At 76.0% G+C, this 18151-nt stretch carries 11 protein-coding genes; 9 read left to right on the top strand and 2 right to left on the bottom strand.

The window, feature by feature from the left end:
• The first annotated feature begins 10 nt into the window (after window positions 1-10).
• Genes ACZ6TB_RS35590 through ACZ6TB_RS35630 form a run of 9 tightly spaced genes read left to right on the top strand, consistent with a single transcriptional unit; the run spans window position 11 to window position 14459 of the window.
• Window positions 11-700, top strand: coding sequence for a phage baseplate assembly protein V (locus ACZ6TB_RS35590; RefSeq protein ID WP_465562097.1), 690 nt, complete (start codon window positions 11-13; stop codon window positions 698-700).
• Window positions 697-2349: a hypothetical protein gene (locus tag ACZ6TB_RS35595; RefSeq protein ID WP_465562099.1), complete on the top strand. Its 1653-nt coding sequence runs from the start codon at window positions 697-699 to the stop codon at window positions 2347-2349. The genes ACZ6TB_RS35590 and ACZ6TB_RS35595 overlap by 4 nt, the downstream gene beginning before the upstream one ends.
• Window positions 2346-2732: a GPW/gp25 family protein gene (locus ACZ6TB_RS35600; RefSeq protein ID WP_465562101.1), complete on the top strand. Its 387-nt coding sequence runs from the start codon at window positions 2346-2348 to the stop codon at window positions 2730-2732. Before ACZ6TB_RS35595 ends, ACZ6TB_RS35600 begins: the two co-directional genes overlap by 4 nt.
• 4 nt (window positions 2733-2736) lie before the next feature.
• Entirely contained in the window at window positions 2737-4929 is a 2193-nt protein-coding gene (locus ACZ6TB_RS35605) for a putative baseplate assembly protein (protein WP_465562102.1), read from the top strand.
• Window positions 4929-7067, top strand: a complete 2139-nt coding sequence (locus ACZ6TB_RS35610) for a phage tail protein (protein ID WP_465562104.1) — start codon at window positions 4929-4931, stop codon at window positions 7065-7067. Before ACZ6TB_RS35605 ends, ACZ6TB_RS35610 begins: the two co-directional genes overlap by 1 nt.
• A 5-nt stretch (window positions 7068-7072) precedes the next feature.
• Entirely contained in the window at window positions 7073-8575 is a 1503-nt protein-coding gene (locus ACZ6TB_RS35615) for a hypothetical protein (RefSeq protein WP_465562106.1), read from the top strand.
• A 15-nt stretch (window positions 8576-8590) separates the two neighbouring features.
• Complete coding sequence (locus tag ACZ6TB_RS35620; protein ID WP_465562108.1) at window positions 8591-10024, top strand: hypothetical protein; 1434 nt, start codon at window positions 8591-8593, stop codon at window positions 10022-10024.
• A 26-nt stretch (window positions 10025-10050) separates the two neighbouring features.
• A complete protein-coding gene (locus ACZ6TB_RS35625) occupies window positions 10051-11301 on the top strand; it encodes a hypothetical protein (protein ID WP_465562110.1) in 1251 nt (416 codons plus the stop codon).
• A 5-nt stretch (window positions 11302-11306) separates the two neighbouring features.
• Window positions 11307-14459, top strand: a complete 3153-nt coding sequence (locus ACZ6TB_RS35630; RefSeq protein ID WP_465562112.1) for a hypothetical protein — start codon at window positions 11307-11309, stop codon at window positions 14457-14459.
• On the opposite strand, the gene ACZ6TB_RS35635 is transcribed toward ACZ6TB_RS35630, so the two are convergent.
• Window positions 14452-15354, bottom strand: coding sequence for a hypothetical protein (locus tag ACZ6TB_RS35635; RefSeq protein WP_465562114.1), 903 nt, complete (start codon window positions 15352-15354; stop codon window positions 14452-14454). The genes ACZ6TB_RS35630 and ACZ6TB_RS35635 overlap by 8 nt on opposite strands.
• Window positions 15351-18110 (bottom strand): eCIS core domain-containing protein, encoded by a 2760-nt coding sequence (locus tag ACZ6TB_RS35640; RefSeq protein ID WP_465562116.1) that lies wholly within the window; start codon window positions 18108-18110, stop codon window positions 15351-15353. The genes ACZ6TB_RS35635 and ACZ6TB_RS35640 overlap by 4 nt, the downstream gene beginning before the upstream one ends.
• Window positions 18111-18151 lie beyond the last annotated feature (41 nt).

Raw genomic sequence — 18151 nt, forward strand, 5'->3', positions numbered from 1 at the left:
AGACGCGGCGATGACGCACACGGCGGTGCGGCCGGACGGCCCGCTGCTGGCCGGGCTCTACCCGGCCACGGTCGCGGCGCTCGAGGGGGACCCGCTCGGCCTCCAGCGGGTGCAGGTCACCCTCGACTGGCTGCCGGACACCGGCGCCGGCGGGGCGCCCACGGCGTGGGCGGTGCTGGTCAGCCCGTACGCGGACGCGGACCAGGGCGTGCAGATGCTGCCCGAGGTCGGGTCCACCGTCGTGGTCGGGTTCCTGGCCGGGCGCGCCGATCACCCGTACGTGCTCGGGGCAACCTGGAACGGCAAGGCGACCATGCCCGAGAAGCCGGCGGACGCGAACGACCTGCGCGTGGTGCAGAGCCGGTCCGGGAGCCGCCTGGAGTTCGACGACACCACCGGCGCGGTCGCCGTGCGGCTCTCCGCGGCGGGGACCTCCGACCAGTCGGTCCACTCCATCGTGCTGGACGACGCACAGCGTACGGTCACCGTGCATTCCTCCAGCGGCGCCACCGTGACCCTGACCGCGGCCGGGGGCGTCACCATCGAGGCCGCCGCCACCGTCGAGATCACCGCCGCGTCGCTCACCGTGAACGCCGCGATGAGCCAGTTCAACGGCATGATCACCTGCCAGACCCTGATCGCCACCGGCGGCGGGGTGGTCTCACCGGCGTACACGCCCGGCGCGGGGAACGTCTGGTGACCGGCTCGGCGTGCTGCGCGCGCTCCCGCAGCTGGCGGCTGGTCGCCCCCTGGTACCGCTGGCGGCGCGTGGGCGAGCCCGCGACCCCGCGCGGCGTCCAGCCGGCCCTGCACAAGTACGGGAGCACCGACTTCGTCGACCGGTTCCTGACCGATCCGCAGGTCTCGATGGTGTTCTCGGCCACCGCCGACCGGGTGCAGCAGACCGGCGTCATCACCCAGACCCCCCTGCCCGGCGACTCCCGCTCGCGGTTCCTGGCCACCCGCAAGCTCACGCCCGGTCCGACCACCAAGCTGTTCCAGCCCGCGCACCAGCGCTTCTACCTGGTCGCCGCCGGGCTGCACTGCGACCGGCCCGGCTTCCCGCGGGTCGACCCGGCGCACCTGGGCGAGACCGGCTTCGTGATCCGGCGGCACCGGGTCATCCTCCCGGCGGGCGAGCAGGCCACCGCGGCGCTGCTGCTGCGCGAGCTGGCCGAGGCGCGGGCCCTGGCCCAGTCCCGGCAGACCTACGACACCGCGCGCGAGCAGCGCCGCCGCATGCACGTCCTGCGCAACGGCGACGCCACGCTCGCCGCCTCCCGCCGGCTGGAGGTGCTGCAGCAGGTCGAGACGGCGCGGCGGCGGCTGCGGGTCTGGGCCGAGCAGGCCGGCGTGGTGCGCCGCACCGAGGGCTGGCTGCCCAGCGGCGAGGGCTCGATCGGCGCGTGGGTGCCGATCGAGGACACCCCGGAGGAACTGGTCGAGCGCGGCTACCCGATGCGGCTGCTCTCCCCGGCGCCCGGCGACCCGGACCACGCCGGGGCGCTCGGCACGATCCTGTGGGGACTGGTGCCGACCGCGAGCGACGAGGTGGCGGCGGACGGCTCACCGCGGTTCACCGCCGTGCACGAGTACGAGATCCGTGCCTGGGCCCGGTCGAGCTGCGGCGACGGCTGCCCGGGCGAGCTGGTCTGGTCGGAGCCGTCCGAAGCATTCGGCCTGGCCTCGTTCCACGACCCGGCCGGCTGCGCCCAGCGCCCGGTCGCGGTGACCCTCCCCGACCTGCAGGAGCTGGAGGGCTCCACCGCCACGCCCTCGGTGCGGGTGTCGTCGCCGCCCGGCTCGGCGCTCAACGTGCCGCACAGCGGCGACATCCCGGGCGAGGGCAGCGGCTCGGTCAACCCCAACGAGCAGATCTGCTTCTTCTCGATCCCGCTGTTCACGATCGTGGCGTTCTTCGTGTTCAACCTCTTCCTGCCGATCCTGCTGTTCGTCTTCGGCCTGTGGTGGATGCTCAAGCTGAAGTTCTGCCTGCCGCCGAGCATCGAGCTCGAGGGCGAGCTGACCACCGAGCTGTCGGTCTCCGGCGGCATCGGGGCGTCGGTGAGCGCCGACTTCGACATCGACATCCGGCTCGACCAGCAGAAGATCCGGAACTCGCTGCGGGACGGCCTCGACGGCAAGCTCGCGACGCCGCCGGCGCCGCCCGGCGGCCTGCCCGCCGGCATGAACCTGGGCACCACGCTGACCGGCCAGTTCACCAACGACCCGATCCTCGAGCTGCTCGCCGCCCAGGGCTACGCCAAGCCGTTCGGCTCGGGACCGGTCTTCGACCCGGGCGCGGTCCTCACCGTGCCGGTGCGCCGGGACCAGGTGATCCACCCATGACCGACCGCCTCGGCACCGGCTGGGACCTGCCGCTCGCGCCGGACCCGGTCCGCGGCGCGCTCGGCTACCGCTCGGGCCCGGAGAAGGTGCGGCAGTCGATCCTGGTGATCCTGCTGACCGAGCCGGGCGAGCGGGTCATGCGGCCCGACTTCGGCTGCGGGCTGCGCCGGTTCCTGATGGAGCCGAACTCGGTGGCGGTGCGCGCGTCGATCCAGCGGACGGTGGCCGAGGCGATCGGCGCCTGGGAGCCGCGGGTGAAGCTGCGCGAGGTCAGCGTGACGCCCGGCGACGACCCGGCGCTGGCCGTCATCACGGTCCGGTACCAGCATCGCCGCGACGGGGCGCCCGGCGTCGTCGTGCAAGCGCTGAGCCTGCGGGGGTGACCGGATGCCGCTGCGTGCCCCGATTCTCGACGATCGCTCGTTCGCCCAGCTCCGCGACGAGCTGATCGCGCGCATCCCGGTCTACACGCCGGAGTGGACCGACCACAACGCCAGCGACCCGGGCATCACGCTGATCGAGCTGTTCGCGTTCCTCGGCGAGAACCTGCTGTTCCGGTTCAACCAGATCCCGGACGCGACCCGGCTCGCGTTCCTCGACCTGCTCGGTGTCCCGCTGCGCCCGGCCGCGGCGGCGACGGCGCTGGTCGCGTACGGGACCGCCGAGCCCGCGGGCGTGCTCGCGCCGACCGGCAGCGCCCTCGCCGCCGGGGATGTCCCGTTCACCGCCCAGGACGAGGTCCGCGTCTGGCCGCTCACCGCCCGGGCGGCGATCCGGGCCCGCGAGAGCGGCGAGCTCGACGCCGACACCCTCGAATACCTGGCCCGCTCGAGCGCGGCGGTCGGCTCCTCGGTGGACGACGTGCTTCGCTACCGCACGGTCTTCGGCGCGACCGACCCGATGCGGCCCGGCGGCGACCGCCTCGACCCGGCCGCCTCGGTGGACGGGCGGGTCTACGTCGCGCTGCTCGCCGGGGACGCCCCGATCGACCTGGCCGCGTTCGCGGGCCGCGAGCTCGCCGTCGGCATCGTGCCGTCGACCGAAGCCCCGCCGATGGCCGAGGCCGAGCCGTGCCCGGGCGAGGGCCAGTCGCCGCCCGGCCCGCCGATGCGCTGGCAGGTGTGCACGATCGACCCGGAACCGGGCGCCGACAAACCGGACAGCGCCGACCCGGTCTGGCTCGACCTCGCGGTGGCCGGCGATACGACCTCGGGGCTGCTCGGGCCCGGCGTGGTGCGGCTGACGTTCCCGGCCGACCCGGCGCGAATGGCCCGCGTCGGCGACTACCAGCCCGGCGACCTCGACGCGCTCGGCGCCGGCGAGCAGCCGCCGCTGGTCGAGGACGACCAGGTCGCCGCCAAGCTGGTCACGTGGCTGCGGGTGTTCCGCCCGGACGGCAGCGCGATCGGCGCGCTCGACTGGATCGGGGTCAACGCCGCCCGCGCCGAGCAGAGCCGGGCCGCGCGCGCCGAATACCTGGGCACCGGAACGGCCGAGCCCGGCCAGGCGCTGCGGCTCGTGCACCCGCAGGTGGTCGGCGACGTCGGGCTCGACGTCGAGGAGCACGGCGCGGGCCGCTGGGTCACCTGGACGCAGGCCGGCGACTTCCGCGCGTCGGGCCCGGACGACCGGGTGTTCACCGTGGACCGCGAGGCCGGCCTGATCCGGTTCGGCGAGGTGCACCACGGGCGGGCGCCGCAGCTCGGCGAGCGGATCCGGGCCCGCGGCTACCGGTACGGCGGCGGCGCGGCCGGCAACGTCGCCGCGGGCGCCATCAACCGGGCCGCCGACGTGGCCAAGGTGACGGTGGCCAACCCGCTGCCGGCCACCGGGGGCGCGGCCGCGCAGACCCTCGCCGACGCGGTCGAGCAGATCCCGGCCGAGCTGGCCCGCCGCGATCGGGCGGTGACCGTGTCCGACTTCCGGGAGCTGGCCGAGGCGACGCCCGGCGCGGGCGTGTCCCGGGCCGAGACGCTGCGCCTGTTCGACCCGCACCGGCCGGCCCAGGAGTCGCCGGGCGTGGTGAGCGTCGTGGTCTGGCCCGGCGCCGACCGCCTGCACCCGGACGCGCCCCGCCCCACCCGCGACGTCATCGCCGCGGTCTGCCGCTACCTCGACGCCCGGCGGCTGATCACCACCGAGGTCTACGTCATCCCGCCCACCTACCGCCGCATCGCGGTCTCGGTCGGCATCGCGGTCCGGCCCGGCTACGGCACCGAGGCGGTTCGCACGTGGGTGGAGACGGTGCTCCGGCAGTACCTCTCCCCGATCCCGCCGTACGGGCCGGAGGGGCGGGGCTGGCCGCTCGGCCGGCCGGTCTTCGGTCCCGAGCTCGAGGCGGCCGCGCTCCAGGTCGAGGGCCTCGAGTTCCTGACCGGGCTGCGGCTGTCCGAGGACGCCGACGGCTCGTGGGTGGAACGCACCTCTCCGGTACGCGTCGACCTCGAGCCCTGGGAGGTGCCGGAGCTCGCGGCGATCACCGTCGTGGCCGCCGAGCCGCCCGTGCCCGGCAGCACCGAGACGCCCGCCCCGCCGTCCGGCCCGCCGGTGCCCATCCGCACCCCCCGCGAGGTGTGCTGATGCCCGCCCGCCCGGTCAGCGCCGTCCTCACCTGCGACCAGTGGGTGCGGGGACGGCACGAGTCGACCGCCGTCGGGGCGGCCGGCGGCCCGGCCGTGGCGCTCACCCTCACCTGGCAGGACGCCGACCCGCGGCCGTGGACCGGCGCCGCCGCCTGCGCCTCCCGCGGCTCGGCCGTGGACCGGCTGTGCCGCGTCTACCGGCTGGACGTGGAATCGGTGGCCCGGCTGGCGGTCGGCGACGCGCGGAACGGCCTCGACTACGCCCGCCTGCCGGCCGAGGTGACGGTGGTCGGCCCGCCGCCGCCCCCGGAACCGGCCGGCCCCGGCTTCACGCCCCGGCCCGAGCCGTGGCTGCTCGACGGCGCCGGGATCGCGATCGACGCCGACGACCGGCTGTTCCTGGCCGACCGCGCCCGCCGCGAGATCGCCGTGCTCGACCTGTGGAGCCGCCGGCTGCTGCGCCGCATCCCGCTCGGCGCCACCCCGACCGGCCTCGCCGCCCGCGGCCGCGACGTCGTGGCGGTGGTGGCCGACCCGCCCGGGCTGCTGTCGCTGAGTGCCCGCCGCGACCCGGCCGAGCTGCCGCTGCCCGCCCACCCGGCCGGGGCCGTGCCGCGCCGGGTCGCGATCACCGCCGCCGGCGAGATCATCACCCTGTGGTCCGGCCCGGGCGGCGCGGCCTGGCTGATCGGCGGGCGGCGGCCGCCACTCGCCGTCGACGGCGCCTGCGATCTGGTGACGAGCTCCGACGAGGAGCTCGTGGTGCTCGCCCCGGCCCGGGCCGGGGCGAGCGGCGAGGCGCCGCTGCACCGCGTGCTGCCGGCCGCGAACGACTGGGTACGGGCGCAGCCGCTCGACGCCCGCGGATACGACGGCCGCGGGCTGGTCGCTCTCGCCGGTGACCGGATCGGCTACTGGAGCCGCTCGGGCTTCCGGCTGGCGGTGGCCGGCCGGGTCCGCTACGCCCCCGCCGGGAGCTGGCTGAGCTACCGCTTCGACAGCGGCGCCGCCGGCAACCGCTGGGGCCGCCTGTTCGTCGACGCCTGCGTCCCGCCCGGCACCGAGGTCCGGGTCGCCACGTTCACCGCCGACGACGACTTCGACGCCGAGGTGCCCGCGCTGGCCCCGGAGCCGGCCGACTGCGTACCGGCCTCGCCGTCCCCGCCGCTGCCGCCGGCCGCGCTCGCCGCCGACGGCCCGCTGCACCGGCGGGGCGACGAGCCGTCGCCGTGGTGGCGGGTGCCGGCCGGCACCGGCGTGCTCGAGGCGCCGGTGGCCGCGCCGCCCGGCCGCTACCTGTGGGTGGGGCTGCGGCTGACCGGCGACTTCCGGCACACCCCGTCGGTGCGGGCGCTGCGGATCGAGCGGCAGGCGCACACGCTCGGCCGGCGGCTCCCGGCGGTGCTGACCGGCGACGGCGCGTTCCCCGACCGGTTCCTGGCGCTGTTCGACGGCTTCCTCCAGGACCTCCAGGCCCGCTCGGACCGGCGCGACCTGCTCGTTGATCCGGCCGCCGCGCCGGTGGAGGCGCTGCCGTGGCTGGCCTCGTTCGCCGGCCTGGTGCTCGACGACCGGTGGCCCGAGGCGGCCCGGCGGCGGCTGATCGGCGAGATCGTCGCGCTCTACCGGCGGCGCGGCACGCTCGGCGCCCTCCGCCGCTACCTGGAGATCTACCTGGCGGTCACGCCGGTGCTGGTCGAGCACTACCGCCTGCGCGGCCTCGGGCCCGACCTCGGGGCCGACCCGGTCGGCAGCGGCCGGTCGGTGCTCGGTGCGGGGCTACGGGTCGGCTCGCCCTACGACGACACGACGCCGCGGGGGCCGGACTCCAGCGCGCACCGGTTCACCGTGGTCATCCCCCGGCCGCTGGGCGACGAGCAACTGGCGGTGGTACGGCAGATCCTCGACACCGAGCGGCCGGCGCACACCGCCTACGAGCTGTGCACCGTGGACGCCGGCATGCGCGTGGGCCGCGGCCTGCACCTGGATCTGACCGCGGTGATCGGCCCGACCGGCGGCCTGCGCCCGGCCGTGCTCGGCGCCGGCGCCACCGACCGGGACCTGCTGCTCGGGGGCGCGACCAGCGGCATCGCCGTCGAGGGCACGCGGCTCGGCCCGGCCGCGCGGATCGGGTGACGGCGATGGCGGCGATCGCGGAGGTGGGTGCGTTGCGGTGGCGGGTCCATGCCGACCGGGCGTCGACGGCCGGCCTGGTGGCCCGCGCGCTCGACCAGGACACGGCGGCCGAGCTGCTGCGGGAGTGCGTCCCGGCGGCGGCGCACGTCTGCGTCCGGCACCTTCATCTACGCGTACGGCTGGAGGTCGCGCCCGGCGAGAGCGAGGCGCGGATCCGGCGGATGTGGCGCCTGGCCGCGCGCGAGGCGTTGCGGGACCGGCTCGCCGCCGGCGACGTGGTGGTCTACCGCCACCCGCCGGACGTCGTCGTGGACCTGGTCCGGTCGCTGGCCGCCGCCGACACCGGCCGGGCCTGGGCGTGGCGGCAGTGCGGGCTGCTCCGGGGCGGCACGCCGTCGACGCCGGCCGAGCGGGGCCGGGCCGTCGTGGCCGCGCTGGCCGCCGATCCCCCGCTGATCCCGGCCGTCCTGGCGGCGGCCGGCGACGCCGTCGGCGCGCTGCCGCTGGACGTCCCGGGCTGGCTCGCGGTGGCCCGCGCCTTCGCCGCCGTCCCGTCGCCCACCGCCGCCACCACCGCGATCGGGGTGGCGTCCGCCGACGAAGTCCCGGCGCCGGCGGCCGTGGCCGCGTTGCTTCGCTCGCCGGTCGGCCGCGCCCTGGCCGGGCAGCGCGAAGCCGCCGGAAGGCGGGACGCGGCGGACCGGGCGGCGCTGGCCCGGCTCGTCGTCGCGTGCGCGACGCCGCACCGGCCCGCCGACGAGCGCGCGGTTCCGGCGGTCGCCGCCGCGCTGGCGACCCGTTCGTCCGAGCCACCGCCCGCACCTGTGAGCGCGGCGCCCGCGGCCGCCGCGCGCGCGACCGCCGCGCCCGAGACCGAGCCCACGATCGAGCATCGGGCCGGGCCGGCGGCGAAGGCCGGACCGGCGGCGCCGAAGGCCGGGCCCGAGATCGGGGCGACGGATCGGCCGGCGCAGTCCGCGCGATCGGGGACGGCGGCCACATCGGACACATCGGCCGCAGCAGCCGCGACGGCCGCGACGGCCGACCGGCCCGGGGACGAGCCGGACCAGCGCCCGGTCACCCTCCTCGGCGGCCTGCTCTTCCTGGTCTGGCCCATCGGGCAGCTGATGGCGCCCGACCTGCCACCGGCCGGGCTCCCGGGCGCGGTCGCCCGCCTCTGCGCCGGCCTGGCCGGCGCCGACCGCGAGGACCCCGCCGTGCTCGCGCTGGCCGGCCCGCCCGAGGAGACCGGCGAGCCCGAGGCCGAGCCGGACGAGGAATGGGAGCCGCTCGTCCGGGCCTGGCTCGCCGACCGGCTCGAACCCGAGGACGCGGACGACCCGGCCTGGCTGTGGCGCCGGGCCGCCCGGATCGACCTGAGTCCCGGCTGGATCGAGGCCGAGCTCTCCCTCGACGACGTGGACCTGCGCGTCCGCCGCGCCCGGCTCGACCTCGACCCGGGCTGGCTGTGGTGGCGCGGCGCGGCGATGCGATTCCGCTATGTCTGACCCTTGGAGCGCGAGATGGCACAGGACCTGAAGGCCCGGGCGGAGCGGCAGCTCGCCCTCAACGAGGCGGCCGCCGCCGAGGTCACCGCCGCCCTCACCGGGGCACGCACCGAGCTGGACCAGCGGCTGGCCGACCCGGCGGTGCCGCCGGCCGAGTGGGCCACCAAGGTCGGCGCGCGGCAGCACGTCGAGCTGGCCCGGGCCGCCGTCGCCGCGGCGCTGGCCGACCAGGCCGCGATCCGGCTCAAGCTGGCCGCCGTGAGCAGCCCGGCCGACGCCGACACGTACCGCGAGCAGCTCCGCGCCTCGCTGGTCGAGCTGGCCCGGCTGCGCGTGCTGTTGCGGCACGGCCGCGAGCGCGAGCTGACCGCGACCGCTCGCGGCAAGGACCTCAACACCTTCGCCGACACCGCCGCCGCCCGGCTCGGCACCTCGCGCGGCGGCGTCGCGCAGGCCGCCGCCGACCAGATCGCCGCCCAGGCGGCCCGGGACGCGCTCGCCGAGCCGCCGTTGAAGACGCTCGTGGCCGACGCGACGGCGCTGCGGTCGAGCGGCACCTTCACCTCGGCCCGCGACCGCCTCGGCGAGCTGCTGCCGGCCGCGCTGCGCGAGCGGGCCCGCCAGCGCTACGCCGAGGCGGGGAAGCTCGCCGACGCGGCCGCCGACGCCTACGTCACCGCCCGCGGCAGCCAGGACCGGGTCCTCGCCGAGATGAGCCCGGCGACCGCGGCCGGCGCCGCCCAGCAGCGCTTCCGGTCGGCCCTGGCCGCGCTCGGCGGCTACGTCGCCGCGGCCGCCGCCGAGCTCGCCGCCACCCGGTCGGCGCTGGAGACGGTCGCCGCGTTCCCGGACCTCTCGGCCGAGCAGACCGCCGCGCTCGACCCCGCCCACCGGGCCGACGCGGTCGCCGCGGCCACCGCCGAGCAGAAGCTCGCCGACTCGCTGGCCGAGGTGGCGATCCTCCAGCAGGCGGTGGACGACGCGATCCTCACCGCCCGCCTCGACGACCCCGACTCCGACCCGGAGACCAACGACGACGTCATCGCCGCCCGCGCGGCGCTGGACGACCAGGCCACTCAGGACGCGCTCACCGCGGCCCGGGCCGGCTACGACGAGGACGCCCGGGACGCGCTCGACGCCTGGGAGGTGGAGGTGCCGCCCGAGCTGTGGAACGCGTTCTCGGTGTTCGAGGGCGCCTCGGCCACGCTCGACCGGCTGGCCTCGACGCCGGCCCGGGACGCGCTGGTGGCGAACCTGGACGCCGCCCAGGACGCGTACGCCGACGCGCTCGACGAGGTGGACGTGCAGCTTCGCCGGGTGCAGGCCGCCGGGCTCGAGGCCTCCGCCCGCGCCGCCCGCAGCCGCGCCCTCACCGATCTCTCCGCCGACCGCGCCGACCAGTACGCCCGCGGCGACGGCCCGGCCGGCCGGGCGACCGACCAGCTCTGACCACCCGACGAGCCCGAGGAGCAGCCGTGGCCAGTCCCGACCTGATCGTCACCGAGCCGGTCTGCGACGGCGTGACGCTGCAGGTGAACCCGTTCGTCTCCAACCGCTACCACTTCGGCATGCTGCTGGGGGTCGCCGACCTCGACACCGACCAGGCCTACCACCGCGGCAAGACCTGGCTGCACACCGCCTGGCTGCACGGTTACGGCACGGTCTGGGGCCTGCGGGCCGAGCTGCGGCCGGGCGGCAACGAGCTGGCGGTCGGCCCGGGGCTCGCGATCGACCGGCGGGGGCGCGAGCTGAGCGTGGCCGAGACGCTCTGCGTCGACCTCGGACTCTGGTACGCCGAGAACCGCCCCGACGATCTCGAGACCACCGACGACGGGGCCGGCGGCATCGCGTTCGACCTCGAGCTCGCCCTCTGCGCCCGGCAGTGCCTCGACCGCGCGGTGCCGGCCATCGCCGAGAGCTGCGAGGGGGCCGCGTCGGACACCGCCTACTCGCGGGCGATCGAGCAGGGGATGCCGGTGCTGCGGGCGCGCCCGCAGGCGGCCGAGCAGCCGGCGGCGTACGGGCGAGTCATGCAGTTGATGGGTTTGACCGAGCCGGCCGATCCGCTGGTCACCCGGGCGCTCGACGACATCGCGGCGGCCGACCCGGCCGATCGGATCACCCTCGCCCGGCAGCGGCTCGGCGTGATGCTGGCGGCCGACGCGATCGACCTGACCGCGGACGGCCTCTTCCCCGAGCCCGAGCCCGGCTGCGTCGCGCTGGCCGGCGTCCACGTGCACCTCACGCCGCTGGGCGAGGGCTGGCAGGTGGTCGCCGACGGCCCCGATCCGACCACGGTGGACAACCTGACCCGGCCCGCGCTCGCCCCGACCGGCCTGCTCCAGAGCCTGCTGGTGCCCCCGGCCGCGGGAATCGCGCCGCACGCCCTGCGCGAGGCGGCCCGGCCCGGGAACGCCCTCACCGCGGAGCTGGCCGGCGCCACGCTCACGCTCCGGTTCGGCGAGGCTCTGCACCCGGCGACCGTGCGGCCGGAGGCGTTCACCGTCACCGCCCTGCGCGCCGGCGGCTGGCAGACCCTGAAGGTCGCCGACGCCAAGCTCGCCAAGGACGGCACGACGGCCCGGCTCACGCTGGCGTCGGCCGTCCGCACCCGGCCGATACGCGTGATCGCGCACGGCGAAGGACCCCGGCCGCTGCTCGGCGCGGACGGCAGCCAGCTCGGCGACGGCCACGACGCCGCCGTGATGATTCGCGACGAGGGGTGACTCCGATGACCGTCGAGACAATGTCGGCGCACGACGGCTGGGCCGTCGTCGACCCGAGCGGGCCGCTCGCGCGCACCTGGTACTTCGACGGCCGGTTCCTGCGCGCCGACGGGTTCCGGGCCGACCAGGCGTACGAGCGGGCGCTGGCCGGCTTCGTGGCCCGCGGCGCCGGCACCGGCGTCGTGCACGGCCTCGAGGTGGGCCCCGGCGCCGGGGACACGCTCACCGTCAACGCCGGCCTCGCGCTCGCCCCCTCGGGCCGGGTCGTGCTGCTCAACCGGTCGGTCGATCTGCCCACCGCGGTGCTGGTCGACCGGGCGAACGGCGCGCTGAGCCCGCGAACCGCGCCCGGGGGCGGCCACGCGCTGTTCGGCCGCTGCGCGGATCTCGGGATGGCCGGCGACGGCCCGGTGCTGGCGGGCATCGCGCTGTGGGTGCTGACCGCGGCCGCGACCGAGACCCTGTGCGGCGAGGAGGAACGGTTCGGCCAGCTCTGCGCCGACGCCTGCGCCACCGAGACCGACCGCTCCCAGGTGGTCGAGGGCGTCGTCTTCCGGCTTCGCCCGGTGACGCTGACGCTGTCCACGCCGGCCGGCGTCACGATGACCGCGGCGCATCTGCGGTCGCGGGTGGCGGCCGCCTGGTTCGCGGCCGAGCGGCTGGCGATCGGGCCCGCGGTCACCGCCGCCGGCCTGCGGGGCCCGCTGTGGTGCCGGGGCGCGGACGCGGTCGGCGGCGAGGAGGTGCCGCTCGCGATCGTCCAGCGGGACGGGGCCGCGACCGCCTGGGTGGACGACTGGACCGCCCGGCGCGAGCTGCACGAGCCGTCGCAGAGCCGGTACTGGGATGCCCGTACGGCCCGCCGGCCGCGCAGCGTCGCCGAGGCCCAGCTCCTGCAGTTCCAGTGCCAGCTCGCCGACCTGGTCCGTCCGGCCACGCCGCAGGTCACCGGCAGCATCCTGCTCGACGCCGGGCTGGTCGAGCTGCCACCGGCCGGCTACCTCCCGGTCGACCCGGCCGGCGACGTGGCGGCGCAGCTGCGGGCGCAGTTCGGGCCGGGCGTCGACCTGCGGCTGTGCGTGGGCCGGGCCGACGTCGTGCCGCAGTTGCTCGACGAGTCCCGGCACCGCGACCGGATCAGCCTGACCCTCGGACTCACCGACCCCACCGCGATCGAGCGGGTCGACGTGCTCGTGCCCGACGGCCGCCTCGACACCGCCGCGACCGTGGCCGACGCGCTGGTCGGCGAGGCGCGGGCGGTGCCGGTGGTGCGCGACGGCGAGGGCGGCTCGGCGCTGACCGCGGCGTCGATGGCGCGGGACAGCGGGACGAACGGGTGGACGTGGGCGGCGGTCGGCGCCGGCGCCCAGCCGCCGGCGGGCCTGCTGCCCGAACCGGTGACGCGGCTGATGCGCGGCCAGAAGCTGCGCAAGCGACGCACGGCGGCCACCGACGCGGCGCTGCAGGACCAGATCGTGGCCGATGCCGCCGCCCGTGCGGCCGGCGGCGGCACGTTCGCGGTGTGGGCGCAGGTCAGCACGTCGTCCCGGGTGGAGAACATGGGCCGGTCCGACGTCACCGATGTGCGCGCCCGGGCCGCGTACGTGGCCGCCAGCGACGACATCGCGCTGTTCGACGCCCGGCTGACCGGCGAGATGCGGGTGCTCGACCGGCTGGTGGCCGGCACCGCCGACAACCCGGCCGTGCGGATCGACGCGGTGCTGGACGGGTTCATCGACGTCTTCACGCTCGACAGCGGACAGCAGCAGTCCCGGGTCGTGCCGCTGCGGGCGATGGCCGTGCAGTGGTCGTTCGGCACCGACGCCGACGGCACCGAGCGGATGGCGATGCTGCTGCCCAATGCCGAATCGGCACTCAACGGGCTGGCGCTGGTCGGCGCCCGCAAGGCCGGCCCCGAGACCATCGCGCTGGTGCTCGGCCGGATCGGGCTGCGGCGCGAGGGCCTCGATCTGGTCGCTCCGGCCGCCGCGAAGCCGGGCTGGGTGTCCGGGCTGACCGGTCGCTTCGCCCGGCTCGTGGCCGGGATCGGGCCGATCGGCAATCCGGGTCCGATCGGGCCGCTGCCCGGCTTCACCCCGATCGCGACCGCCGAACTGACCATGACCGCGGGCGCCGCCTCCCCCGGCTCGCCCACCCGCACCGGCGCCGACACCGCGATCGAGCTGCTCGCCGGGGCGCTCGCCGGGCAGGGCCGCGATCCCGCGTTCGCGGTCGGCGCCCGTGCCCTGCTCTACGGCAGCGCGGCGCCCGCCACCCCGTCGGTCACCGCCACCCGCGACTGGGTGCTTTTCCACCGCCGCTGGGATGTCGAGTGCCCCGGCGACGTGGTGGCGCCGCCGGAGAACCGGACGATCCGGCTGCTGCACCGCACGGTCGCCTCCGCCGACGAGCTGAAGAAGCTGACCGACCTGCTGCAGAGCGGTGGCGCGCTCGGCGACCAGGTGTTCACCCCGGTCGTCGACGTCGAGTTCCGGGAGAACACCGCCCAGATCGTCTCGTCGGTCGACGCGCTGCGGCAGGCCTGGCAGCTCACGCCCCGGCCGGCCGAGCTCGGCCTGCTCATCGCCGCCGGCGGCGACGAGGGCAGCAAGGTCGCGGTGGCCCGGATCGACTCGGTGCGGACCGCGCTGGCCGGCCTGGCCGGCACCGGCGGCGCCCAGACCGGGTTCCTTCGTGACGTCCCGGACGAGGTCGCGGCGTTCGGCATCGACGGCGTGCTGCTCAGCGCCGGCGTGATCGTCCCGCCGGTCGACACCTGCGTGCGGCTGCTGCGGATGAGCCGCGGCGACGCCGCCGAGCTGCTCACCGCCCTGCAGAGAATGCAGAAGGACCCGGGGGTGCCACTGGAGGACTTCATCGTCCGCAGCAAGCTGACCGCCGAGGGCTTCAGCGCGACGTTCACCGACGGCGCGCCGACCAACCAGGACGACGTGCGCGACTGGTGGGCGGACGCGTCGCCGCTGCAGGCCTTCGTGGTCACGCCCCGCGACCTCGGCGACGGGACCGACTCGGCCGACGCCCGGGTCCTGCGCGGCCGCTCGGCGGCGCAGGAGCTGAACCTCGACATCGACGGCCGGATCGACGCGCCGATCGCGATCCCGACGTGCGGCGTGGCGGTGGTGCTGTCGGTCAAGTGACCGGGCTCGGGCGGCCGGTGTCGTCGTCGACGTACCAGACCCGTACCCCCAGGGTCTGGAACGCCGCGGCGTGCGTCTCGGCCGCCGCCCGCGCGCTGAAGAGCACGTGCACCTTCGAGACCGGCGGGTCACCGTGCCCCCGCACGGCCGCGATGTCGGCGACGCGCGAGGCGGGGAGCCGCTTGCCCTCCCCCACATGCAGGTTCACCCACAGCGAGTGGTCGACCGGGTCCCGCACGCCCCGCACGCCGTCCACCGTCTCCACGGAGGGCTCCGGATCGGCCGGCGCCGGGGGCAGCGCCGCGGTGGCGTCGAGCAGCCGACGCCGGCCCTCCGCCGTCCGGTCGTCCAGCGGGCCCGCGCCGACCTGCACGAACAACGAACCTCCGAAGACCTTGCTGTCCGCGTACGGGTTGGCGCGCACCGCCTCCATGCCGCCCTGACGCTCGAGCTCGCCGGGCCCGAACCAGTTCAGCCAGAAGAGCCCGCTCGCGTCGAAGGTCCGCGGATGGCGGCGATAGTGCTCGTCGTAGAGGGAGACGCCCTCGGCGGCCAGGTGCGCCCGCCCGTAGCCGGCCCCCAGGAGGCGGCACAGGTCGATGAACAGCTCCCGGAGCCCGTCGGGCGGCACGTCCCGGCAGTAGAAGGCCCAGATGAGCTCGTCGCCGACCAGGCGGTCGGCGCGCAGACCCGGCCCGCTCATGATCGTGCCCCGGTAGTCGCGGGCGAGCTCCGCGGCCAGCGCCGGGTCGGACCACCCCCGCACGGCCCGTTCCGGACCGTCGGTCTCGACGGTCACCGGTCCCGGCATCGGCGAGCGTGCGAGCCGCTCCGGCACCGCCGCGTCGTCGCCGGGTGGCGCGACGATCCGGACCCACACGACGTCGTCGCTCACGGCTTGACCCCGGTGAAGAGCACCTTTTTGCCGACGTCGTCGAGGAAGTAGACGGCGCCCTTGTCGCCCAGCTCGGCGAGGATGGCCGGCCCGTTCTTCGCGGCGCCCGCCTCGGTCGCGAACAGGTACTCCACCCGCGTGAAAATATCACCGTTCTTGGCCCTGGCCCCGATCCGGATCAGCTCCTTGTAGTCGCCGACGGTGGCCAGCTCCTTGGCGGTGAACTTGTGCCCGCTGAGGGCGGCCTTGGCGTCGACGATCGTCGCCTCGCCCGCGGCATGGTGCAGCGTGTGATCGGTCTCGATCTCCTTGGTGAGGGCACTGAACTGGGGCTTCTGCTCGGCGAACTGCTTCTCGAGGGCGGCCTTCTCCTTGAGGAAGCGCTCCGGCGCCGGGTCCTTGTAGACGTTCTTGACCGACCAGCCCTCGAAGATGCTGCCGCTCTGCGCGCCGTGCAGATCGGCGCCGACGGTGCGGAACTGCTTGATTCCCGCCTCGCCGCCGGGCAGCCGCTCGGCGATCCGCTCGAGGGCGGCGTTGGGGAACCGCTTCGCGATCTCCTTGGCGGACTTGGACTTGCCGAGGCCCTTGGCGATGAACTTGATGTCCTCGGCGTCGAAGCCGACCTCGGCCATGGCCCGGAGGACGTTCGGCGCGCTCTCGTCGGCGGTCACCATGTACTTGCGGATGACCGCGAGGAACTGGTGCTGGGGCAGGCCCTCGTCCATCAGCTTGAGCAACTGGGCGACGTCCGGTGACTTGTCGATCAGGGCGCCGAGCCGGGCAACCTGCTCCGGCTCCTTGGCGAAGGCCGCCAGCAGCTTCGCGCGCACCGCCGGCTCGATACGCAGGATGCCGGACGCGGCCTCGTCGCTGCCGGCCAGCGCCTTCACCGCCGCGGTGCCGGCCGCGTCGGCCTTCTCGGCGGCCGCGAGGACCTGCTTGCGGTCGAGCTGCTTGGCCGCCGCCTGCTCGACCGTCTCGGCGATCTGCTCGGCGCTCTTGGCCAGCTCCGGCTCCGACTTGGCGAACGCGAGCGCCTCGGTCTTGAGCTGGGCGACCGACTTGGTGCCCAGCTCCACGGCCTTCGCGGTCTCCCGCAGGGCGATGAAGGCCTTGGCCGCCAGGCCGATGTCGAGAATGGCGGCCGCGATGTCCACGGCCAGCCAGAACAGGCCGGGCTCCGTCGACGACAACGCCTTGGCCCGGTCGAGGGCGGAGCCGGCCGCGGCCGTCTCGACGAGGTACTTCCGCACGTGCAGGTAGGCCGAGCCGGTGCTGAGCGCGGCGCCGCCGACCGCGGCCAGCACCGCGACCGTGCCACCGCCGAAGCTGAGCAGGCCGAGCCCGAGCGCGAGCGCCCCGACCAGCAGGTTGATGAAGAACTCCTCCCGCCCCCGCTGCGCGATCTTGTCCTTGATGATCAGGTCGTAGACCGAGCCGCCGACGATGTTCAGCGACTTGCGCGCCTGGGTGAGGGCGTTGTCGAACTCCCACACCCGGCTCGGCTTCGCGACCAGGGCGCCGCGGGTGCCGCGTACGTCCTCCAGCCGTTTGGCCAGCACCCTCTGCAGGGCCGCCTGCATCTCCGCGCCGGGCGCGATCAGGTCCGTGGCCTTGACGTCGGGGTCGGCCAGCACCGGGAACCGCGCGACCAGGGCCGTGCGCACGGTGTTCTCGGCCGCGGTGGCCGCGGCACGCTTCTGTTCGGCGTCCGGCGGCTCCAGACGCTGGGAGATCCGGACTCGGTCCACGAAGACCACGGTGGTGGTGCCTTCGGCGTACTTCCGGTCGGCCTGGGCCTGCTTGAGCGCGGCCTGGTGCGGGGCGAGGGCGGCGACCAGGTCGGCGGTGCCGCCGGTTCCCGGGTCGCCGGCGTAGCGGTCGATCTCGCCCTGGATCAGCTCCTCGTTGGACTGCAGGATCGAGTACGCGACGTTCACCGCGTGGTCCTCGAAGAGCTGGGTGAAGGCCGCCGCCTCGCGCATGAGGTCGTCGGCGGTCGTGCCCTCGCCCCGGGCCAGCGTGTCGGCGTTGTCGTAGAACGACTTCGCGATCATCGGGCCGGCCAGGTCGATCGGCGGCGGCGACATCGACATGCCCGATTCGGAGGACATCGACGGGGCGCTGATCTGCTGCAGCGCCTGCGTGGTCTCCTGTGCGTTGACCACCGTGCGCCATTCCTGGATCGCCTTGTACGGCTCTTCGAGGCCCTCGAGGTCGTCCATCAGCTCGCGCTGCGTGTCGTCGAGCTCCAGGTTCACCTTCACGTCGGTCATCAGCGCGGGGTCGGGCTTGCAGGAGCCGCAGGACTGCACCCGGCCGGGGCCGCCGGTCGGCGCCGGTCGCGCGCCCAGCGTGTCGGCGACCGCCTCGTGCCCCCGCGACCGCAGCAACAGCCCGGCCGCGGCCCGGTCGGCGCCGTGCTCCTCGGCGGCGGGCCCGGCGCCGAAGCCCGCCACCGGCGACGATCCCCGCTGCTGCACGACATGGGCGAGCTCGTGCGCGACCACGGCGTCGCCGCGCAGGGTTCCCGGCCGGTACTGACCGGGCGCGAAGGCGATCCGCGTGCCGACCGTGGCCGCGATGCCGCCGTGCTCGTCGGCGAAGGCGCCCGCCGCCGGGTCGGTGTGGACGGTGACATCGGCGAGCGGGGCGCCGTACTCCCGCTCGGCCCGCGCGCGCAGCACCGGGTCGACCGGCCGGGCCGGACCGAGATCCGGGCCGGCGTCCGGGCCCGGGTTCAGATCCCTCATGCGGACGCCCCTCGTGACTGGCGTCCATCCGACCGTGCCGC

The organism is Actinoplanes sp. NPDC051537 (assembly GCF_055586105.1).